Source organism: Nonomuraea sp. NPDC049646 (assembly GCF_044465525.1).
Classification (GTDB): domain Bacteria; phylum Actinomycetota; class Actinomycetes; order Streptosporangiales; family Streptosporangiaceae; genus Nonomuraea.
Window position 1 is genome coordinate 1,030,566 of sequence record NZ_JBITLU010000001.1, and the last position, 20,095, is coordinate 1,050,660.

The 20,095-nt window shown below is 72.3% G+C and carries 25 protein-coding genes; 11 read left to right on the plus strand and 14 right to left on the minus strand.

Annotation, left to right across the window (positions count from 1 at the left end):
* Positions 1 to 153 precede the first annotated feature (153 nt).
* Positions 154 to 555 carry a hypothetical protein gene (locus ACIBQ8_RS04625; protein ID WP_397169090.1) on the plus strand — a complete coding sequence of 134 codons (402 nt, stop codon included), beginning with the start codon at positions 154 to 156 and terminating at the stop codon, positions 553 to 555.
* Positions 556 to 773: 218 nt separating this feature from the next.
* On the opposite strand, the gene ACIBQ8_RS04630 is transcribed toward ACIBQ8_RS04625, so the two are convergent.
* Positions 774 to 1,364: a helix-turn-helix domain-containing protein gene (locus ACIBQ8_RS04630; RefSeq protein ID WP_397169092.1), complete on the minus strand. Its 591-nt coding sequence runs from the start codon at positions 1,362 to 1,364 to the stop codon at positions 774 to 776.
* Positions 1,365 to 1,401: 37 nt separating this feature from the next.
* Between ACIBQ8_RS04630 and ACIBQ8_RS04635 the strand changes: the two genes are divergently transcribed.
* Positions 1,402 to 2,601, plus strand: coding sequence for an MFS transporter (locus tag ACIBQ8_RS04635; RefSeq protein WP_397191090.1), 1,200 nt, complete (start codon positions 1,402 to 1,404; stop codon positions 2,599 to 2,601).
* Positions 2,602 to 2,645: 44 nt separating this feature from the next.
* Here the strand turns inward: ACIBQ8_RS04635 and ACIBQ8_RS04640 are convergent, their stop codons facing one another.
* Positions 2,646 to 3,416 carry a hypothetical protein gene (locus tag ACIBQ8_RS04640; protein WP_397191091.1) on the minus strand — a complete coding sequence of 257 codons (771 nt, stop codon included), beginning with the start codon at positions 3,414 to 3,416 and terminating at the stop codon, positions 2,646 to 2,648.
* Between the two features lie 78 nt (positions 3,417 to 3,494).
* Here ACIBQ8_RS04640 and ACIBQ8_RS04645 point away from each other — a divergent pair, with 78 nt between their 5' ends.
* The 5 genes from ACIBQ8_RS04645 to ACIBQ8_RS04665 all read left to right on the plus strand — a co-directional run bounded on the left by ACIBQ8_RS04645 (position 3,495) and on the right by ACIBQ8_RS04665 (position 7,192).
* Complete coding sequence (locus ACIBQ8_RS04645) at positions 3,495 to 3,650, plus strand: hypothetical protein (protein WP_397169098.1); 156 nt, start codon at positions 3,495 to 3,497, stop codon at positions 3,648 to 3,650.
* A 26-nt stretch (positions 3,651 to 3,676) separates the two neighbouring features.
* Positions 3,677 to 5,089, plus strand: coding sequence for an FAD-dependent oxidoreductase (locus ACIBQ8_RS04650; RefSeq protein WP_397191092.1), 1,413 nt, complete (start codon positions 3,677 to 3,679; stop codon positions 5,087 to 5,089).
* Positions 5,090 to 5,195: 106 nt separating this feature from the next.
* The gene (locus tag ACIBQ8_RS04655) at positions 5,196 to 5,723 is read left to right on the plus strand and encodes an MFS transporter (protein WP_397191093.1); all 528 of its coding nucleotides are present in this window, start codon (positions 5,196 to 5,198) and stop codon (positions 5,721 to 5,723) included.
* A gap of 27 nt (positions 5,724 to 5,750) precedes the next feature.
* Positions 5,751 to 6,137 carry a metalloregulator ArsR/SmtB family transcription factor gene (locus tag ACIBQ8_RS04660; protein WP_397191094.1) on the plus strand — a complete coding sequence of 129 codons (387 nt, stop codon included), beginning with the start codon at positions 5,751 to 5,753 and terminating at the stop codon, positions 6,135 to 6,137.
* Positions 6,134 to 7,192: an ArsO family NAD(P)H-dependent flavin-containing monooxygenase gene (locus tag ACIBQ8_RS04665; RefSeq protein ID WP_397191095.1), complete on the plus strand. Its 1,059-nt coding sequence runs from the start codon at positions 6,134 to 6,136 to the stop codon at positions 7,190 to 7,192. Before ACIBQ8_RS04660 ends, ACIBQ8_RS04665 begins: the two co-directional genes overlap by 4 nt.
* On the opposite strand, the gene ACIBQ8_RS04670 is transcribed toward ACIBQ8_RS04665, so the two are convergent.
* Positions 7,176 to 7,595 carry an ACT domain-containing protein gene (locus ACIBQ8_RS04670; RefSeq protein WP_397169108.1) on the minus strand — a complete coding sequence of 140 codons (420 nt, stop codon included), beginning with the start codon at positions 7,593 to 7,595 and terminating at the stop codon, positions 7,176 to 7,178. The genes ACIBQ8_RS04665 and ACIBQ8_RS04670 overlap by 17 nt on opposite strands.
* A gap of 158 nt (positions 7,596 to 7,753) precedes the next feature.
* Between ACIBQ8_RS04670 and ACIBQ8_RS04675 the strand changes: the two genes are divergently transcribed.
* On the plus strand, positions 7,754 to 8,011 hold the full coding sequence (locus tag ACIBQ8_RS04675) for a hypothetical protein (protein ID WP_397191096.1): 258 nt from the start codon (positions 7,754 to 7,756) through the stop codon (positions 8,009 to 8,011).
* 8 nt (positions 8,012 to 8,019) lie between these two features.
* Positions 8,020 to 9,252, plus strand: coding sequence for a M28 family metallopeptidase (locus ACIBQ8_RS04680; protein WP_397191097.1), 1,233 nt, complete (start codon positions 8,020 to 8,022; stop codon positions 9,250 to 9,252).
* Between the two features lie 368 nt (positions 9,253 to 9,620).
* Here ACIBQ8_RS04680 and ACIBQ8_RS04685 read toward each other — a convergent pair whose 3' ends face one another.
* From ACIBQ8_RS04685 to ACIBQ8_RS04730, 10 genes are all read right to left on the minus strand, one after another.
* On the minus strand, positions 9,621 to 10,022 hold the full coding sequence (locus tag ACIBQ8_RS04685) for an arsenate reductase ArsC (RefSeq protein ID WP_397191098.1): 402 nt from the start codon (positions 10,020 to 10,022) through the stop codon (positions 9,621 to 9,623).
* A complete protein-coding gene (gene arsB / locus ACIBQ8_RS04690) occupies positions 10,015 to 11,109 on the minus strand; it encodes an ACR3 family arsenite efflux transporter (protein WP_397191099.1) in 1,095 nt (364 codons plus the stop codon). The genes ACIBQ8_RS04685 and arsB overlap by 8 nt, the downstream gene beginning before the upstream one ends.
* A gap of 12 nt (positions 11,110 to 11,121) precedes the next feature.
* On the minus strand, positions 11,122 to 11,463 hold the full coding sequence (locus ACIBQ8_RS04695; RefSeq protein WP_397169116.1) for an ArsR/SmtB family transcription factor: 342 nt from the start codon (positions 11,461 to 11,463) through the stop codon (positions 11,122 to 11,124).
* Positions 11,464 to 11,651: 188 nt separating this feature from the next.
* Positions 11,652 to 12,881: a GNAT family N-acetyltransferase gene (locus ACIBQ8_RS04700; RefSeq protein ID WP_397191100.1), complete on the minus strand. Its 1,230-nt coding sequence runs from the start codon at positions 12,879 to 12,881 to the stop codon at positions 11,652 to 11,654.
* 12 nt (positions 12,882 to 12,893) lie between these two features.
* Positions 12,894 to 13,229: an ArsR/SmtB family transcription factor gene (locus ACIBQ8_RS04705; protein WP_397191101.1), complete on the minus strand. Its 336-nt coding sequence runs from the start codon at positions 13,227 to 13,229 to the stop codon at positions 12,894 to 12,896.
* A 384-nt stretch (positions 13,230 to 13,613) separates the two neighbouring features.
* Entirely contained in the window at positions 13,614 to 14,126 is a 513-nt protein-coding gene (locus tag ACIBQ8_RS04710) for a S26 family signal peptidase (protein WP_397191102.1), read from the minus strand.
* A complete protein-coding gene (locus ACIBQ8_RS04715; RefSeq protein WP_397169122.1) occupies positions 14,123 to 15,949 on the minus strand; it encodes an ABC transporter ATP-binding protein in 1,827 nt (608 codons plus the stop codon). Before ACIBQ8_RS04715 ends, ACIBQ8_RS04710 begins: the two co-directional genes overlap by 4 nt.
* On the minus strand, positions 15,946 to 16,482 hold the full coding sequence (locus ACIBQ8_RS04720) for a TlpA family protein disulfide reductase (RefSeq protein WP_397169124.1): 537 nt from the start codon (positions 16,480 to 16,482) through the stop codon (positions 15,946 to 15,948). Before ACIBQ8_RS04720 ends, ACIBQ8_RS04715 begins: the two co-directional genes overlap by 4 nt.
* Positions 16,483 to 16,504: 22 nt before the next feature.
* Positions 16,505 to 17,083 carry a TlpA family protein disulfide reductase gene (locus ACIBQ8_RS04725; protein ID WP_397191103.1) on the minus strand — a complete coding sequence of 193 codons (579 nt, stop codon included), beginning with the start codon at positions 17,081 to 17,083 and terminating at the stop codon, positions 16,505 to 16,507.
* A gap of 70 nt (positions 17,084 to 17,153) precedes the next feature.
* Positions 17,154 to 17,342 (minus strand): hypothetical protein, encoded by a 189-nt coding sequence (locus ACIBQ8_RS04730; RefSeq protein WP_397169128.1) that lies wholly within the window; start codon positions 17,340 to 17,342, stop codon positions 17,154 to 17,156.
* A gap of 328 nt (positions 17,343 to 17,670) precedes the next feature.
* Here ACIBQ8_RS04730 and ACIBQ8_RS04735 point away from each other — a divergent pair, with 328 nt between their 5' ends.
* Both ACIBQ8_RS04735 and ACIBQ8_RS04740 read left to right on the plus strand, forming a co-directional pair.
* Complete coding sequence (locus ACIBQ8_RS04735; RefSeq protein ID WP_397191104.1) at positions 17,671 to 18,192, plus strand: MauE/DoxX family redox-associated membrane protein; 522 nt, start codon at positions 17,671 to 17,673, stop codon at positions 18,190 to 18,192.
* Between the two features lie 115 nt (positions 18,193 to 18,307).
* Positions 18,308 to 18,652 carry a hypothetical protein gene (locus tag ACIBQ8_RS04740; protein ID WP_397169131.1) on the plus strand — a complete coding sequence of 115 codons (345 nt, stop codon included), beginning with the start codon at positions 18,308 to 18,310 and terminating at the stop codon, positions 18,650 to 18,652.
* A gap of 235 nt (positions 18,653 to 18,887) precedes the next feature.
* On the opposite strand, the gene ACIBQ8_RS04745 is transcribed toward ACIBQ8_RS04740, so the two are convergent.
* Entirely contained in the window at positions 18,888 to 20,057 is a 1,170-nt protein-coding gene (locus ACIBQ8_RS04745; RefSeq protein WP_397191105.1) for an alpha/beta hydrolase, read from the minus strand.
* Positions 20,058 to 20,095 lie beyond the last annotated feature (38 nt).

Here is a 20,095-nt window from a genome sequence, read left to right on the forward strand (position 1 = left end):
TACCTGCCATCAAAAGCTGAACCGTCACACCGCAACAGCCACCGACAGATCTGAGAAAGCACTACTAGGCTTTGACGTACTGGGATGTAGCCGCGAAGGGATCCGATCATCAGCAGCGACTCTGTCACTCCGTGGGAGGACCGGCCAAGGCCGGTGCGCCGCCGCGTCACCGAAGCAGCCGTCCTGAGCGCCCATGACCAGAGCCCGGCCGACGTCGCTCACTGGACCTGCCCGCATGGACAGCATGCCGGGCACGGCTGCGTCGACTGCTATCACGCCTGTGCCGACGTCGATCCGGCACAGCCGTTGTGGGAGGTCGCGGCGTGGTTCACCACCGAGCGGCCGATCCCCATAAGGGCGCTGCAGGACGTGCACCGCCACGACCGCGACCTCACCCTCACCCAGCCGTCGACGCCCCTCGTCTACCTTCTGAGCGCACGCGTGCGGGCCGCCCTGGGCGCGGAGGCGGTGGCGGGGGTAGTGGGGTTCCTGGTGCAGAACCGGCACATCGTCGACGAGTTCATCGTGACGGAGATCCGCGCCGCCCACTCCTGAACGTCCCTCCAGGAACGCCGTTCACAGGGCAGGCCGAAGCACGGTGACACTGGAGGCCGGCGGGTGCGGCTCCTTGGCGGCACCCCCTCTGTTCGATCATCGTGTTGCCGGCCGTGTCGTGCCCGCACGGCGCTGAGATCGAGGGCCACGGCGAACGCACCGTGGCCAGTGAATACGATCGAGCGCCGTAGCGGGGAGCCGCACGACAGACCGCTGCATCAGCCGGGGACGAGGCTCGCATATCGAGGGTCCCGGGCGCCGGCGTAGACGACGACCATCGTGAAGTGGGCCGGGTCTGCGCCTTGGCTGCTGTAGGCGTGCGGGCGGTCGCCTCGCATGCGGAGCGCGTCTCCCGCGGCGAGTTGGAAGAGCGCCCCGCCGACGGTGACCGCGACGCTGCCCGAGTGGAGCTGCAACAGTTCCCGGGTGCCGGGCGGATGCGCGGGCGTGGAGATCTTGTCACCGGCAGGCAGCCGGAACTCCCAGAGCTCGGTGAAAGGCGGCTGGCTGTCGTTGATCAGGAGCCTGGCGCGGCCTTCTGAACGAACGACGGCGTCGGCGGCACGGGAAACGCGGCCCAGCTCCTCCGGGGGCTCCACCAGCTCGCCGATCGAGACGCCGAGCGTGGCGCTGATCCGAGCGAGCGTCGCGATGCTGGGGTTGGTGCGCATGGTCTCGATCTGCTGGAGCATGCCGCGGCTGACGCCGGAACGCGTGGCCAGCTCTTCGAGCCGCCAGCCTCGGGCTTGACGTGCGGCGCGCAGGTTCGCGGCGAGGGTGTGGCCTACGGCCTCGGCTGGATCGGTCATGGCGCAATGCTGCCCTAGAGTGCAGAATAGTGCGTCTATGACACAAGATACTGGCCGCACCGAGCGACGAGCGGTGCGGCGGCTGCTCGGCGCCAGCTTCGTGGACTTCCTCGGCTCAGGGCTCTTCCTGGCCTTCTCGGCTGTCTACTTCACCGGCGTGGTCGGGCTCCCCGCAGGCCAGGTCGGGCTGGGCATGAGCATCGCGGGCACCGCGGCCATAGCCACCGCGATACCGCTGGGTCGCGCGGCCGACCGCTACGGGGTCCGGCGGGCCCTGGTGCTGGTGCACGCCCTACGCGCTGCCGGAACCGCCGCTTACGCCGTCGTCGGTGATTGGTGGGGGTATCTCGTAGTCGTCACGATCATCACGGTCGCCGACCAGATCGCGACTGCACTGACCCAGGCGTACGTGGCGGAGATCGTCGAGGGAAGCAGCCGGGTAAGGGTGCTGGCCTCGTATCGGACCGTGATCAACCTGGCGATCAGCATCGGCGGTCCACTCGGCGGGCTGCTGGCCGGCACCGGGCTCTTCCGGACCATCATCCTGGCCAACGCGGCGGCCTATCTTCTGGTCACCGCGGCCTTCGCCACCCTGCCGCAACCGGTTCGAGCCGAAGAGCCCGCCCCGGTCCGGCGCGGCTTGGGCGTGCTGCGTGACCTGCGGCTGCTCTCGCTGGCCTGTGTGGACGGCGTACTGCAGCTCTGGCAACCGATCCTCAACCTCGCCTTTCCGCTGTGGCTCGCCCGAGCGACCACAGTGCCGGACGGCTTACTCGGGGCGCTGTACGCCATCAACACAGTCCTCGCGCTCGTCTTCCAAGCTCTCATCGCACGCCACATCACAAGCCTCGGGGCGGCCCGGCGATCACAACCCATCGCCGCGGCATTCGCCGCCGCCGCCTGTCTGTTGTTCTGGTACGCGGCCCAGGCGATGCCCCTTGCACTGTTCTGTGCCGCGCTGGTGATGCTCACCGCGGCGGAACTGATCGCCGTCCCCGCGGCCTGGACGCTGTCGTACGCCTTCGCTCCCGATGACCGGAGAGGCGAGTACCTGGCGGCGTTCGGCATGGGTCGCTCGGTCAGCCGGTACGTCCTCGGCCCCGTCCTGATCACCGGCCTGCTCCAACTGGCGGGCGGTTGGACCTGGGGCGTCCTGGCGCTGCTGTTCGTCACCGCGGGCGTCCTCGCACCCCTGACCGTCAGGAACGCCGCTGCAACGCGGGCGGCCGCAAGCTGACCACTGCCTGCCCGGCACCAGCACCGCCGGAGGGGCCGGCTACTTCAGGTGCTTGTCGAAGAACGCGGCCGCGTAGTGGATCGCGGTCTCGCGCTGCTCGGCGGGCTTGAGCTGCCGGACGGTGCGGTCCCGTTGGTGCTCTCACACCTGCCTCCGGGACGGTTGCGCTTCTCGACGGCGACATCGTCCGTCGCGAAGGCCGGCCCGATGCCGGGTGTCCAGATCGTGTTGAAGAAGTTGTGGTTGCCTCCGGGTACGTCGTGGTGTTCGGCGTCCGAGTCGCCCGAGGCCATCGTGGCGGCGACCTTGCCGTCCTCCCGCATGGCGTCGCAGGTTCCGGCGACCACGGCCATTGGGACGCGGGTGATGCGTTCCTTGTCGGCGTTGATGCCGTTCATGGCGGGCGCGAGCGCCATGGTGGCCCGGACGTGCACGCCGGACGGGGGCGTGCGGCTGTCCAGGGCCTGAGCGATGACACCGCCACCGCCCCGTGAGTGTCCTAGCGTGCCGACCCGGTCCAGATCCACATGCCGCGAACTGCTTGAGCTCCCGCAGGGGGCCTCCCCGGCGGAGAGCTGCTCCCACATGTGAAGGTGCTTGTCCAGCAGGGCCGCGCGTGCGACGTGCCCCATGTCCTTCTCCCGTGCCTGGATGCCGTTGGCCGCCACCGACACCACGATGTAGCCCTTGTCGGCCAGGGAGGCGTAGCCCAGGTGGTTGTCGACCGGCTTGGCGTCCTTGGGGCACGGCCGGCCCCGGCCGCGGACGGGCTTGTCACCCGCGGCCTGCGCGGCGTCGGCGCGGACGCCGCGCACTGCTTAATTTGACTTTCATCTAAGCAGTGCCGCATGATGACTCCTGCTTAGATGAACTTCTATCCAAAGGGGTGCGTGATGCGCGCTCTGTTCACCCGGCGCCGCCGTCCGCCCGTCGAGCGGCCCGGATTCACCGTCGACAAGGCCACCTCGCGGGTGTGCGACCTCGACTGCCGCGCCGATGCCGCCATCGAGCGCGCCCGCCTCTACGCCACGTTCCCGTCCTTCCGCTAGCCCACGCGCCCACCTGGAGTGCCGTCATGAGTGACAGTTGCTGTGGCACCGTTGCCGTCGAGATCGAGCAGTTCACCGCCCCTCAGCAGGCCGCCCCGGGGCTGAGCGGCCTGCCGGTCGTCGTGATCGGCGCCGGGCCGGTCGGACTGGCCGCCGCCGCCCACCTGGCCGAGCGCGGCATCGACTTCCTCCTCCTGGAAGCCGGTGACCGGGTCGCCGCCTCGGTCGCGCAATGGGGCCACGTGCGGGTGTTCAGCCCGTGGAAGTACGACATCGACGCCGCGGCCCGCCGCCTGCTGGAGGCAGACGGCTGGAGCGAGCCCGACCCCGACTGGCTGCCCACCGGCGCCGAGCTGATCGACGACTACCTCGCCCCGCTGGCCAAGCTGTTCGGCGACAAGGTGCGCCTGGGCGCGAAGGTGAGTGCGATCAGCCGCCTGGGCTACGACCGCGTGCGCACGACAGGCCGCGAGCAGGCGCCGTTCCTCATCCGCCTGGCCGACGGCACCGAGCTGCGGGCGCGAGCGATCGTCGACGCCTCCGGCACGTACACCAGCCCGAACGTGCTCGGCGCGAGCGGCCTGCCCGCCCATGGCGAGGGGGAGGTGGTCGTCGACCACGCCCTGCCCGACGTGCTCGGCGCCGACCGCGACCGCTACGAGGGCAAGCGCGTACTGGTCGTGGGGGCTGGCCACTCGGCCGCCACCACCTTGCTCGCGCTGGCCGAACTGCCGGACACCCCGATCACCTGGGCGATCCGCGCCGGCAACGCCACCCGCACCTACGGCGGCGGCGACGCCGACGCCCTCCCGGCCCGCGGCGCGCTCGGCACCCGGCTGCGCGCCCACGTCGAATCCGGCCGCATCCAGCTGCTGACCGGCTTCTTCACCCACCGCGTCCACGCCACCGGCCAGGGCATCGAGGTGATCAGCCGCGACCCCTCCGGCCACGAGCAGCACGTCACCGTGGACCGCATCGTGTCGGCCACCGGCTACCGCCCCGACCACTCCATCGCCTCCGAACTCCGGCTCGACCTCGACCCGGTGCTCGGCTCCACCCGCGCCCTGGCCCCGCTGATCGACCCCAACCAGCACTCCTGCGGCACCGTCCCCGCCCACGGCGTCGACGAACTCGCCCACCCCGAGCCCGGCTACTACGCCGTCGGCGTCAAGAGCTACGGCCGCGCGCCGACGTTCCTCATGGCCACCGGTCACGAGCAGGTCCGCTCGGTCGTGGCCGCGATCGCCGGGGACTGGGAGGCGGCCCGCGACGTTCAGCTCGACCTGCCCGAGACCGGCGTGTGCTCCTCCAACCTGGCCGAGGCCCAGGAGCAGCGCGTGGGCCTGGCCACCGGCATCAGCGGCGGCCTGCTGACGGCCCCGCTCCCCCTCGTCACCGTCGCAGCTCCGGCGGAGTCCGGCGGCAGTTGCTGCGGCTGAACGGAAGCCCCCGATGTCCGACGGCCACCCCACCGCCGCCCAGAAGGAAGCCCCGCACCTCATCTGCGACCACGACTGAGGGCCGCGAGCTGATCGCCTGTCCAGCATGAGTTCCCCCGCCGGGACCGCCGCCCTTGACCAGCAGGGCGGCGGTCCGCCGCGCTCCGGACGTGGGATCGTCGCCGCGCTGGCCGTGACCCAGACCATCGGTTACGGCGTGCTCTACTACGCCTTCTCGGTCTTCCTCGTCCCGATGGCCGACGACCTGCACGCCACCGACGCCCAGGTCGCCACCGCGCTCACCGTGTCCGTGCTGATCACCGCTGTCTGCGCCCCGCTCGCCGGGCGGTGGCTGGACGCCCACGGCGGGCGCGCCCTGATGACGCTCGGTTCGCTGCTCGGCGCCGGGGCGGTGCCGGCCTGGTCGCAGGTCACCGCGCTGTGGCAGCTCCACCTCGTCTTCGCCGCCATCGGCATCGCCTGCTCGATGGTGCTGTACGAGGCCGCCTTCGCCGTCATCATCGCCTGGTACGGGGCCGACGCGCGAGGCATCCTGGCGCTGACCATCGTCGCCGCCGCGATCCGTACGCTGCAAGGCGTTCGCGCTGGTCGCATACCACCGCCTATAATTTAGACCGGCATCGAATTAAGGAGTCGCGTCATGGCAGCCCCCGTCACCGCCCAGTGCTGTGCGCCGATCGCCCGCGAGCCGCTCGGCGAGGCCGAGGCCGCCGAGCTGGCCACCCTGCTCAAGGCCGTGGCCGACCCGGTGCGGCTGCGTCTGCTGTCGCTGATCGGCTCCCACGCCGGCGGCGAGGCGTGCGTGTGCGACCTGACCGGCGTCTTCGACCTGACCGCCCCCACCATCTCCCACCACCTGAAGGTGCTGCGCACCGCCGGGCTGATCGACGGCGAACGCCGCGGCACCTGGGTCTACTACCGGATCATCCCCGAGGTGGTGAACAAGCTGGGCGCGCTGTTCGCGCCGCTCGCCGCCCCGGCCACGGCGCAGGACGGCCCGGTGGACGCGGAACTCCTCACCGTATGACCGGCACGGCACGCCTGGCCGATGTCGTGATCGTCGGCGCCGGACAGGCCGGGCTGGCGGCCGGCTACTACCTGCGGCGGGCGGGCGTCGACTTCGTCATCCTGGACGCCGGGCAGGCCCCGGGTGGCGCCTGGCGGCATGCCTGGCCGTCCCTGCGGCTGTTCTCGCCCGCGCAGTACAGCTCCCTGCCCGGCCGGATGATGCCGATCCCGGCCGACGGCGGCTACCCGGACGCCGCCCACGTCGTCGCCTACCTCGCCGACTACGAGCAGCGTTACCGGCTGCCGATCGTCCGCCCCGCCGTCGTACGGGCCGTTAGACGTGCTGGTGACCGTCTCGCCGTGGAGAGCGCCGCCGGCGCCTGGCACGCCCGGGTCGTCGTCAGCGCCACGGGCACCTGGTGGCGCCCCTACGTGCCGCACTATCCCGGCATCCGGGGCTTCCGCGGCGAGCAGTTGCACGCCGCCGGCTACCAAGGACCCGAACCCTTCCGTGGCCGCCGGGTGATGGTCGTGGGCGGCGGCAACTCCGCCGCGCAGATCCTCGCCGAGCTCTCCCAGGTCACCCAGACCACCTGGGCGACGCTGCGCCCGCCCCGGCTGCTGCCCGACGAGATCGACGGCCGTGCCCTGTTCGACCTGGCCACCCGCCGCCACCGGGCCGCCCTGGCCGGACAGAACGCCGACAGCATCGGCGACCTGGGCGACATCGTCGCCGTCCCGCCCGTACGGGAGGCCCGCGACCGGGGCGTGCTCAAGGCCGAGCCCATGTTCTCCCGCATCACCCCCGGCGGCGTGGCCTGGGACGACGGCAGCACGGCGGCGTGCGACGTGATCGTCTGGTGCACGGGCTTCCGCCCCGCCCTGGCCCACCTGGCCCCGCTACGGCTGCGCGGCCCCGGCGGCGTGATCCCCACCGACGGCACCCGCGTCCTGGCCGAGCCGCGCCTGCACCTGCTCGGCTACGGCGACTGGACCGGCCCCGCCTCGGCCACCCTCATCGGCGCCGGCCGCACCGCCCGGCAGATGGCCGCGGAGATCACCGCCCAGCTCTAGCGCCGTGGCCGAAACGTTCACCGGCTTCGCCGCTCTGGCTCTCCACCTGGTGCCCCGCTTCCTCAAGGACGGCGATGGCCTGCTGTTTCCTCGGCGCGGGCACCAGAACCAGGTCGGCATGGAAGGTCGAGGCCACGAACACCGGGATCGCCGCCTCCGCCAGCGGCTTGACGATCGCGGACAGCATTCCGGGGATGTCCAGGCCATGTGCTGTGGCACCTCCGTAGAAGCCGATCCACTGCTCCGCCGCGTCCCCGCCTGTGGCCTCACGGACCACGGTCAGCCCTTCCGGAGCACGGACGAGCACCAGCCAATCGTTCTCGGGCGTCCCTTCATGCGGCAGGTGCTCAACGGCGAATGCGGGAGACATGATGCGCAGATGCTGGGCGGTGGAGGCGTTCATGGGCATGTGTCTACCAGGCACCGGCACACCGGCATCGCCGCACCACCTTGCTTCGACCGACGTCTATCTTGACGAACGTCTAAACAGCGTGAGATCGTCATTCCTGATTCGACGTAGATCTAAGTATTGAGATCTCGCACCGAAGAAGGGAAACCACCATGACCACGAACCAGACCAGCGGCGGCTTCATCGGCGACCTGGCGGAGGCTTTCGCACCGCCCGCCGCCGGTGGCTGCTGTGGAGCCCCTGCCGCCGTCTCCCCGGCCAGTGACACGGCCCGGCAGGCGGAGGTAGCCGCCACCGCCTGCTGCGGCAGCACGGCCGCCGCGCAGCAGGCCGCCCAGGCCGGCTGCTGCGGTCAGGCCCCGGCCGCCGCCCCGGCCGCCGAGGCGGCTTCCACCGGCTGCTGCGGATGACCTCCACCATGCCGGACCTCCCTCAGGCGCCCGGCCTGGCCGCCGTCGTGGAGCGGGTGTCTGCGGCGCGGATGCTGGCCACGGTGCACGAGCTGGCCCGCGACCACTACGCAGGGCGGCGCGTGGGCACGCCCGGAGGCCGCGCCGCCGCCGCGTGGCTGGCCGAGCGACTCCGTGAGCTGGGCGCCGAGGTCGAGCTCGACCCCTTCCCCGTCGCCGACGTGCGGGAGCTGTATGCCACCCCGGTGCTCGAATGGAACGCAGGCGGCCAGGCGCTGCGCCTGGAGCACCGCCGGGACTTCGTCGAACACCTCGCGACCGCCGACTTGCCGGACCCGCGCACCGCACCGCTGGCCGCCGCGTCCGAGGCCGACCTGCGCGGCCGATGGGTGCTGGCCGAGACCGGAGACTGGGCGCGGGCGTGCGAACGAGCCGAGACGCAAGGCGCGGCCGGGGTGCTGACAGCGCGCGGCGCCGACGCCGAGGGGTGGATGCCCAAGATGATCGCCGGACCGGCCACCCGCGCCGTCCCGATCATCGCCCTGCGCGCCGACCTGCGCGCCGACCTGCACGCCCGCCTGGCCGACGCGCTGGCCGCCGGCCCGGTGCAGGTGACGGGGTCGATGCCGCTCCGGCAGGTCACTGCGGACGGCCACAACGTCCACGCCCGCTTCCCCACCGGGACAGCGGGGACCGGGCCGCGGGTACTGCTGACCGCGCACTACGACGGCGTCGGCGACGATCCCGGCCAGCGCATGCCCGCAGCCGCCGACAACGCCTCCGGCGTGGCCGCCGTCCTGGAGGCCGCCCGCGTCCTGACGACTGCCCCGGCCATCCAGGCGGAGCTGTCGGTGGCCTTCCTGGACGCCGAGGAGACCGGGGCATGGGGCTCGGCCCACCACGCGCCCGCCCTGCCGTCCGACACACTGGTGATCAACCTCGACGGCGCCGCACACCTGCACCAGGCAGCTTCCGTCGAGGCGGGCGGACCCGCCCACGCCCTGCTGGCCGCCCTGGACCAGGCCGCCCGCCTGGTCGACGTGCCCTTGCGGGCCGGCGCGATGGCCTCCGACAACCGCCGCTACGCCGCCGCCGGCCTGGCCGCGATCGGCATCGGCATCGGCATGCCCGGCTACCAGACCCCCGCCGAAACCCCCGACCGCGTCCAGCCGGACACGCTCATGGCGGCGGCACGGCTGCTGGTCGCCGCGGTCGGGCTGTTGGCCGCCCAGCCCCTCTGATCAGATCGCGACGGCACCACCGGATCGGGTGGTGCTGCGCGGCCGATGATCGGACGGCTTGCTGGGTGAAGTGCTCAGCCAGGGCGGTCATGGTCAGGTCGTCGGGCAGCGTCTGGCCGCATCGGCTCCAGACGGTCATGCAAGGCGTGGAAACGACCTGCTCGGCCGCGAGCATCACCGTGCAGGCCGGATAGCAGCCCGCATTGTTGACGGCCCGCCTCGACCGCCCGGCGGCCTCGCTCGGACAGTGTCAGCGCGTGGGGATGGCCATCAGTCTGAGGACTTGAATGCTGATCTGCATCCCGACGCAGTGGCCGGCCGATCGCCGTCCGTACCGGCCTGACGCGGGCAGCGGCCACCACCGTCGTTCATCGCAGCAGCTGGTTGAGCAGCTTCTCGATGCGTACGCGGATGTCGTCGCGGATCGCCCGGACGGCGTCGATGCCCTGCCCTGCCGGGTCGTCGAGCTTCCAGTCCTCGTACCGTTTGCCGGGGAAGATCGGGCAGGCGTCGCCGCAGCCCATGGTGATGACCACGTCCGATGCCTGGACCGCGTCGGTGGTGAGGATCTTGGGCCGGGCGGCGGTGATGTCGATGCCGACCTCGGCCATGGCCTCGACGGCGACCGGGTTGACCTGCTCGGCCGGGGCGGAACCGGCCGAGCGGACCTCGACGCGGCCTGCGGCCAGGTGGGTGAGCCAGCCTGCGGCCATCTGGGAGCGTCCGGCGTTGTGCACGCACACGAACAGGACGCTGGGCTGGTCAGGCACGTACGGGCTCCTTGGTGAACAGGCGGCGGCCGGCCAGGCTGACGTAGACCAGGGCGACCAGGACGGGGACCTCGATGAGCGGGCCGACCACGCCGGCCAGGGCCTGGCCGGAGGTGACGCCGAAGACGCCGACCGCCACGGCGATGGCCAGCTCGAAGTTGTTGCCGGCGGCGGTGAAGGCCAGCGTGGTGGAACGCTCGTAGCCCAGGCCGATCAGCTTGCCGGCCAGGAACGACCCGCCCCACATGAGCGCGAAGTAGGCCAGCAGCGGCAGCGCGATCCGGGCCACGTCGCCGGGCCGGGAGGTGATGGTGCCGCCTTGCAGGGCGAACAGGATGACGATCGTGAACAGCAGCCCGTACAGGGCCAGCGGGCCGACCCGGGGCAGGAAACGGGTCTCGTACCAGTCCCGGCCGCGGGCGCGTTCGCCGAGCCGGCGGGACAGGTAGCCGGCGGCCAGCGGGATGCCGAGGAAGATGAGGACGTACTGGGCGATGTCCCAGGCCGAGACCTCCAGCGCGGCCTGCGCGAGGCCGAGCCAGCCGGGCAGCACCTGCAGGTAGAACCAGCCCAGCGCGCCGAACGCGACCACCTGGAAGACCGAGTTGAGCGCCACCAGGACGGCGGCGGCCTCACGGTCGCCGCAGGCCAGGTCGTTCCAGATGAGGACCATGGCGATGCACCGGGCGAGCCCGACGATGATCAGGCCGGTGCGGTACTCCGGCAGGTCGGGCAGGAAGGTCCAGGCCAGCGCGAACATGACGGCCGGGCCGAGCACCCAGTTCAGCACCAGGGAGGAGAGCAACAGTCGGCGGTCGCCGGTGACGGCCCCGAGGCGGTCGTAGCGGACCTTGGCCAGCACCGGGTACATCATCAGCAGCAGCCCGGGCGCGATCGGCAGCGAGATGTCGCCGATCTTCACCGCGTCCAGCGCGGTGTTCAGCCCCGGGACGAGCCGTCCGAGCAGCAGCCCGGCGGCCATGGCCGCGATGATCCACACCGGCAGGAACCGGTCGAGGGTGGACAGGCCGGCGATGACGCCCTGCGCGGGCGCGGCGACCGGCGAGGCCGGAGACGTGGAAGGCACTGTGCTGCCTTCTCAGACGGTCGCGGGCACGTCGAGCAGGGCCGACAGCTCGCCCAGCGTCTCGGGGACCAGCCGGTAGTACACCCAGGAGGCACGCCGCTCCGAGGTCAGCAGCCCGACCTCCTTGAGCACCTTCAGGTGGTGGCTGATGGTCGGCTGGGACAGCTCGAACGCGCCGGTGACGTCGCACACGCACACCTCGCCCCCGGCGCGGCTGGCCACGATGGACAGGATGCGCAGCCGTACCGGGTCGCCCAGCGCCTTGAACACCCGCGCCACCCCGGCGGCCTGCTCGGCGTCGAGCGGCTCGCGCATCAGCCGCGGGCTGCACTCCAAGACCTCCAGAGGTTCCACATCTCCTCCATATAGACAGCCATCGAAATCGATTCCTCTCTATATTGACACATGTCAAACCCAGGGGGAGCCGGCAGGGCTTGTGTGTGATCCCGCGAAGGCGACAGGTGAAGCCAGAGGACACTGGGCACGACGGACGTAACCATCAGACGGCCCCCAAGTTCCCGGCCGCCGTCCCGAGCGGCGACTCAGGTCCCGGTCGAGATGCTGCGGCGCTCGATCAGCAGCACGTCGCGCCACACCCCGTGATGGCGGCCGACGCGTTCGCGGGTGCCCACGACGCGGAAGCCGAGCGCCTGGTGCAGGGCCAGGCTGGCGGCGTTCTCCGGGAAGACGCCCGACTGGATCGTCCAGACGCCGGCGTCCTCGGCGGCGGCGATGAACGCCGCCAGCAGCGCGCGGCCGATGCCGTGGGCCTGGCAGCCGGGGTGGACGTAGATGCTGTGCTCGACCACTCCGGCGTAGACCGGGCGGGACGAGACCGCCGAGGCGGCCACCCAGCCGAGCACCTCGCCGGAATCGCTGTCGGTCGCCACGTACCGCAGGTGCGGCAGCCGGCTCGCGGTGAACCCCTCCCAGCTGGGCGCGGTGGTCTCGAAGCTGGCCTGGCCGGTGTCCAGGCCGGCCTGGTAGATGGCCAGCACCTCGGGGGCGTCGCCCTCGCGCATCGGCCGGATCTCCAGACCGGGCCCGATGACGGGCTTGACGGCCTGGACGATGGCCGAGTGCACCCCGTCTCCGTGATCGGCGGTCAACGTGACGGAGACCTGGACGAAGCCGGCCGCGGCCAGCAGGTCCCGGTACTCCTGCACGGTGAGCGACCCGGCCGCGCAGCCGATGCGCTGCTCGACCTGCTGCCGCGCCTGCTCGTCCAGCGCCTGCGCGGTGACGACATCGCTCACGCCGAACCGGCCGCCGGGCCGCAGCACCCGGAACGCCTCGGCCAGCACGGCCGCCTTGTCGTCGGACAGGTTGATCACGCAGTTGGAGATGACCACGTCGACCGTGTGGCCGGGCAGCGGGATCGCCTCGATCGTGCCGTGCAGGAAGTGCACGTTGGACGCGCCCGCCTGTTCGGCGTTGCGCTGGGCCAGGTCCACCGTGGCGGGGCCGGCGTCCAGGCCGAAGACGGTGCCGCGCGGGCCGACCCGGCGGGCGGACAGCAGCACGTCGATGCCGCCACCGGACCCGAGATCGAGCACCGTCTCACCGTGGCGCAGCTCGGCGACGGCGACCGGGTTGCCGCATCCCAGGCTGGCCCGCACCGCCCCTTCGGGCAGCACGGTCAGGTCGTCGTAGCCGGCCGCGCCGAAGCCGCCCTGCTCGAACGCCTCCTGCCCGCAGTCGGCGACCGTCCGCCCGGCGTCCGCGGCACGGGCCAGGGCCGAGTAACGGTCGATGATCTCGTCGTGCGCCATGGCGACGCTCCTTCACTCGCAGGTGGGCGCGGCCGGTACGGGCTTGCCCATGACCACGTCCGCGGCGGTGGGGAAACAGCTCACGCAGTTCTCGTTGATCCGGTACAGGCTGGACGTGCCCTGCCGCTCGACCAGCACGAACCGCACGTCGGACAGGATCTTCAGGTGGTGCGACACCGTGGACTGCCCCACCCCGGACGCGGCCACGATCTCGCCCACGCTCATCGGCGCGCGCCGCCGGGCCAGCAGCGACACGATCTGGATGCGGGTGGCGTCGGCCAGCGCCTTGAACCAGCTCGCGTACTCTTCGGCCGCCGCGCGTGGCAGCGGCTCCTTCATCTCGTCCATCGTCAATCGACGATAGTAGATAAACAGGACGAGCGGAAGCCTGGCCTCCCGATTCCCGCAGGCATCGAACGGCGGGCGGCATGAGCGCCGCCCGGAAGATCACCACCCTGCGGTGGAGGTGTCAGCCTCGCCGACATTGCCGACACTGAGATCGGCACCGCGCTCGCCGGGCTGTGGGGCGTCGGCGCGCCGGCCCCCCTGTCCGAACGGTGTCCCCGTCCCGGCCCGCAGGGCCGCCGACATCTGCCCGCACACCGGCCGCGCCAGCCTCTGCTGCGACCGCGCCCGCGTCCTGCTGGAGAAGTACGCCGGGCTCGATCTGCACCAGCTGCGCCATTCCGCCGCGCCCCACCTCGGCGGCCGAAGTACCGCTGCAGCTCATCATCAAGAACCGCCCGGACCAGGCGCTGTCGGCGGCGCCGGGCGTGCGTCGGGTGCCGGCAGGGTGTCCGGGCTCTCGACCTTGCGCAGCACCACGCCGAGCAGCCGGTCGGCGGTCAGGTAGCCGGTGCGGCGGGAGTCGAGCGAGCGTTGCGGGTTGTCGCCCAGCACGACGAGGTGGCCGTCCGGGACCCGCGTTCCCGGCGCGGTGCGGAGGGCGGGCACGGTCGCGCGGGGGATGGGGTCGCCGGGGACGGCCGCGAGCCGTTTGATCATCCAGCGTGCCTGCCCGTCCTCGGCCGCCTCCATGAGCCGGGCCAGGACGACGACCTGGCCGGTGCGCAGCCGCCGCGGCCCGGTCCTGCGCACCAGCACGCGCTCGCCGGGCCGGTAGGTGGGCAGCATGCTCTCCCCCTCCACGGTCACCACCACGTACGCGCGCCGCAGCCAGGCGAGCCCGAGCACGATCGCCCCGACCCCGGCGACCAGGCCGGCGACCAGGCCGGTGAGGATCATCCGGGCACCTCCACGTCGTCCCGGTAGCCGCTGGCCTGCCGGGTGAACAGCCGGGCGTACGTGCCGTCCAGGGCCATCAGCTCGCCGTGCGTGCCCAGCTCGGTCACCACGCCGTCGCCGAGCACCACGATGTCGTCGGCGTCGCGGATCGCGCCGAGCCGGTGGGAGACGACGACGCTGGTCCGTCCGGCCCGCAGGCGGGCGAGCTGCCGGTGGACCTCGTGCTCGGCCTCGGCGTCGAGGCCGGCGCTCGGCTCGTCCAGGATCATCAGGTCGGCGTCGCGCCGCAGGAAGGCCCTGGCCAGCGCCAGCCGCTGCCATTGCCCGCCGGACAGCAGCACGCCGTCCTCCTCCTCGTCCTGCTCGGGCGCGAACTCGCGGCTCAGCATCGTGTCGTAGCCGTGCGGCAGGGCGGCGAGGGCGTCGTGGACGCCGGCCTCGCGGGCGGCGCGCTCCAGGCGTTCCCGATCGTCCTCCGCGGTGAGGTCGCCCACGGCGATGTTGTCGGCCGCGGTCAGCTCGTAGGAGACGAAGTCCTGGAACACCGCCCCCATGCGGGCGCGCAACGTCTCGGGGGCCACGTCCCGGATGTCCACGCCGTCCCACAGGATCGAGCCGCGGGTCGGGTCGTAGAACCGGCACAGCAGCTTGACCAGCGTGCTCTTGCCGGCGCCGTTGCGCCCGACCAGCGCGACCGTGTGCCCGTACGGGAGGAACAGGTCGACGCCGCGCAGCACCCACGGATGGTCGTCGCTGTAGCGGAACCACACGTCGCGCAGCTCGACGCCGCGGCGCAGCGCCGGCAGCGGGACGGGCCGCGCGGGCGAGGGCAGCCCCGGGCCCGAGTCCAGGATCGTGACGTGGTGGTGGAAGGTCAGCAACTGCTCGTGCGCCATCGTCCCGGCCGAGACGGTGACGTTCAGCGCCGCCTGCACGCCCGCGACGGCCGCCACGAACATCGCGACGTCACCCACGCTCAGCCGCCCCTGGCCGGCCGCCAGGATCGCCCACACCATGCCGGCCCCGGCGACCAGCGCCGACGCGCCCGCCAGGCCCGCCTGCATCGCGAACTCGCGCCGGTCCATGCTCCGGCGGGCCCTGATGGCGGTCCACGCCTCGCCCAGCATGCGCAGCCGCAGGAACGACCCGAGGTCGAACAGCCGGATCTCCTTGGCCGCGTCGGTCGTGGACATCAGGTGGGCGTAGAACATCTCCCGGCGCTCGGCCGGCCCGATGCGCCACATCATGTCCACCCGCTGGCGGGCCAGCCGCAGCTCGATCAGCAGCGCCGGGACCGCCGACAGCAGCACCAGCCCGGTGAAGGCCGGGCTGATCACCACCAGCGACCCGACGAACCCGGCGACGGTGATCACGCTGCTGGCCGTCGAGAGCGCGGTGTCCACCAGCCTGCCGGGGTTGCTGGCGCTCTGCTGGGCCATGCGCAGCCGGTTCAGGAAGGTCGGGCTCTCGAACCTGGCCAGCCCGGTGAACCCGCACACCGCGGTGAACAGCTCGGCCTTGGCCCGCACCGACACCTGCCGGTCGACCTCGGCCCGCAGGTACTGGGCCGCCTGCGCGGCGCCGGCCGCCAGCGTCGTGACGGCCGCGACGGCCACCGCCAGCCAGAGCAGCGAGGCGACCCGCCCGTTCGCGACGCCGTCCAGCACCGCCTTGGTCAGCCACGCGAGCACGACCGGGGTGACGCCGCTCACCAGCGTGACCGTGACGTACCCCAGGACGTACAGCGGCGCGGCCCGCCACACCAGCCCGACGCCCCGCACCGCGCACGCGGCCAGGACGCGCGGGCCCGGCCCGTCCGTCATGCCGCCGAGCCGGCCGGCAACTGGGCGACGCCGCGGATGCGCGCCAGGACGCCGCCTCCCGCGGCGACCTGGAAGAAGCTGGGGAAGGAGTCCACCTGGAACGCGCCGGTCACCGGCCCGCCGTCCGGCTCGACGACCACCTGGGCCACCGGCGAGAGCGTGCGGGCCAGCGGCTCGGCGTCCACGACCACGAGTACCCGCGAGCGGTCCTGCCGGGCCGCCCAGGAGGCCAGCTCGGGCAGCTCGGTCCGGCACCGGCCGCAGTCGGAGGACAGGAAGGCGACCACGGTGCCCTCGGGCAGCAGGTCGCGGGCGACGCGGTCGCCGTCGACCGTCCGCACGTCGAACGCGCCGGCCACCTCACCGGCCGCCAGCCCCTTCGCGCCGGGCCCGCCGCGCTGCTCGACGACCTCGTACAGGGCGTCGATCAGCTTGCCGTGCTCCTGCAGCCGCCGGGCCACCCCCAGCATCAGCACCAGGCCGGCCAGGCACAACGCGCACAACAGAATCGAGACGATCAGCAATGGGGTCACGGGTTCACCTCCGGTTCGACGTTCACGACGGGTTGCTCGCCGCCCGCTCGGCCCCTCGGCTCCCGGCGGTCTCGGGGAGCCGGGTGACGCTGCGGACGCGGGACAGGACCGTCCCGCCCGCGGCCACGTGGAAGACGGTCGGCACGGTCCGCGCCCCGAAGGCCTCGGCGACGTGCGCGTGGTCGCGCTCCACCACCACCCGCGCCACCGGGGAGAGCGCCGCGACCATCCGGGCGGGATCCCCGCCGCGGGCGTCCACGACCGCCAGGACCCGCGACCGGTCCTGCCCGGCCGCCCAGGCGGTCAGCTCGGCCAGCTCCGCCCGGCAGCCCTCGCAGTCGGGCGACAGGAAGGCCACCACGCCGCCCTCCGGCAGCGAGTCCCGCGTCACGGGGGCCGCGTCCAGGTCCGTCGCGGAGAAGTCGCCGACCAGGTCGCCCGCGGCGGGGCCGTCGAGGTCGGGGGTGCCGGCGACGACCTCGTACAGGTCGTCGATGCGGGCGGTGTGCCTGCGCAGGCGCCGCAGCACCGCGAGCGCCAGCACCAGGTTCGTCAGGAAGAGAAGGCCGGCGAGAGCCGGCGCGGCGATTGCGTAGGACACTGTCCAACTCCCGGAGAGGGGCACGAACGAGGCGCCCGGCCGCCGGACGGCAGCCGGGCACCGGCCGGTCTCAGCACCACTGCCTGGCGCTCGAGTTGGTGATGCAGGAGCCGCAGTGCGAGGTGCCGTTGGGGTAGTAGCAGCAGTACTTCCAGTAGTCCGCCCTGCAACACTGGTAGTCGCAGTCGGTCGCCCGGGCGACGGTGTGCGGGGCGACCATCTCCAGCAGCCGGTCGGCCAATTTGGTCATGGCACGCATGAAGCCTTCCTTTCGGTCGGTGGCCTGGTGGCCGCAGCATGCTTCGCCCGCCTGAACGATTTCTCAATGCTTTCTCAACGGCCTCCCATCGGCCTCGCATCGCCCCAGGCAGAGCGCCGGTCCGCCGGATGCCGCGGCCCGGCCGGCCGATCCGGGGTGTTGCGCCGGGCGGGAATCTCCTGCAACATGCGGGCGGTAAGGGATCAACCGAAAGAATCCGTCCCTCTGGCCTTGGCGAGCCCGGCGCGGGCCGGGGACTCCACGACCGACGGGTCCCGGCCGCACTCCGGCCCGTCCTCCCCGTTGCCCGATTCGTGAGGTTGTGATCATGCAGTACGTCGACGTGGCATGCCGGCTGTTGCTGCTCACCGTGTTCGCGCTCGCGCTGGCGAGCAAGGTGACCAGCCGTACCGCCTGGAGAGAGTTCGTCGAGTCCGTCAGGGCGATGAGGGTCGCCCGAGGCGAGGCGGCCCGGCCGGTCGCCGTCGCGGCCGCCGTGGCGGAGGCCCTCGTGGTCGTCCTGGCCGCGATCCCGCTGTCGTGGGCGGGGACGGCGGCGTTCGTGCTGGCGGCCGGGTTGCTGGCCTGTCTCACGGTTGCCATCGTGCTGGTCGTCCGGCGCGGCGCCGCCGTGACGTGCCGCTGTTTCGGCGCCTCGACCACGCCCATGGGGGTGCCGCACGTGGTGCGCAACCTCGTTCTCCTCGCGGTCGCCCTGCTCGGGCTGGCCGGCGCGGCGGCCGCCCAGCCCGCCGACCTCGCGCTCGCCGCCATCGTCGGCGTCTTCGGCGCCGTCGCCGGGCTGCTCATGTCCCGCTGGGACGACCTCACCGCCCTGCTGCGCGGCTGACCGGGGTCAGAGGCGCAGCGTGCTCGCCGACGCGGGCGCACGGGCAGGCGACAGCAGCGATTCGCACCCTTTCAGCCACTAGGCGGGCCGCCGGCCTGCCCATATTTTGAGCGACATGAAGCAGCGTGGGCACGAGACACCCAGCACACGCCTCACGACCGGGCAACGCTGCATCGCAGCGGTGTGTCTGACCTTCGCGGCGGCAATGACCGTCGAGGGACTGCTGACGATCGCTGGAGTGATCCACGGAGTCAACGCTGCGGGCGAGGACCTCTCCACCCCTTGGAATGTGCTGATGGGGCTCTTCGCTGCGGCCCTCGGCATCTTTCTCACCATCAGCCTGGTGGACGACCTCCGGACCGGCAACTGGCAGGATTCGTCCTCTTCGGGCGAGAACCGCGGGGCCGATGAGGGCGACGATCCCCCGGTGGACGCCGACGACTTCGATGACGGCTGGTGAACGCCCACAGCGATGAAACGCCGAGCCCGCCGCGGCGCGGGAGAAGTCGAGCGCGTCGGCGGCGCGCAGCTCCTGCCAGATCAGAGCGCCGAAAAGGGCGCAGACCGGCCGTCGCCGGTCGATCGAGGGCGGGCCGGCAGCGAGCATCACCTGACCACCGACGCCACCGGCACCCCCTCAAGCCGGCCTGCGCGCTCAGCTGCCGGCGGCGCCTCACTTCATCGCGTCAGGCGCTCTAAGGCTGCGGTGTGCGCTGCTGCGATCTCACCAGGGCGGTGAATGCCTCGATGGCATCGACGAGCGCATCGAAGCGGACCGAGTGGTACAGGTCGAAGGCGTGGTTGCCGCCACGCAGCTCCGCGTAGACGACGGGAGAGGCCGACGTACGGCGGAGCTCGTCGGCGAAGTGCCTGGCCTCGGCCACGGGCACCAGCGGGTCCAGATCGCCGTGGGCCACGAAGAACGGCGGCGCGTCGGCGGTGATGTGGGCCGGCGGCGAGGACTCGGGGCCCTGCCCGAAGTAGGCGCCGTACCAGCCGTTCAGGTAGACGGCGCCGGTCACGGAGGTGTCGGCGTGCTCGAAGCCCGGCTGGTAGGCGGGGTCGTTGGGGGTGAGCGCGGCCAGCGCCGCCATGTGCCCGCCCGCCGAGCTGCCCGCGACGAACAGCGTCGAGGGGTCGGCGCCGTACTCGTGGCCGTGCTCGCGCACCCAGGCGATGATCTTCTTGAGGTCGATCAGGTGGTCGGGGTGCTGGGCCCCAGGCCGTAGCCGGTAGTTGGCGCTGACGCACACCCACCCCTGGGAGGCGAACCGGTAGAGCAACGGCAGCGACTGGCTGTTCTTGTGGCCCCCGGAGTAGCCGCCCCCGTGCACGTGGATCAGCACGGGCGCGCCGGACGGGCGGGAGCGGTGATGGTAGACGTCGAGCAGGTTGCGCCGGCCCGCGTCGCCGTACGAGAGATCGGCCACCCGGCGGACATCCGTGCGGCGCTTGTAGATGGGCAGGAGCAGGATGCGGGCCCACGGCGGACGACGGCGCAGCCCGGCGGCGAGGTCGGCGTCGACGGCGGCGCGCCAGCCCGCGCCCAGGCCGGCGTCCATCGCGCGCCAGATCCTGGCCCGCTCCCCCAGGCCGCGGCAGGCGATGACCGTGAGCCCGATCGTGGTCACGGCGGCCAGGGCGACGACGGCCCAGCCGCCCGCCGTGTGGGTGTCCCCCTCGGCGAACGCCAGCGCCGTCGGGGCCAGCAGCAGCCAGAAGAAGGCCGCGAACGGCAGTTCGTTGGCGGCCAGCCCGAAGAAGTAGCTCACCCGGCCGAGCGGACTCCACCCCGGCAGCGGCCGCAGCGCGAACAGCGTCCCGATCGCGACGAGCACCACGGGGATCAGATATCCGACGGGCACCGAGCCTCCAAATCAGCATTTCCTCCGAACGCGCCAAG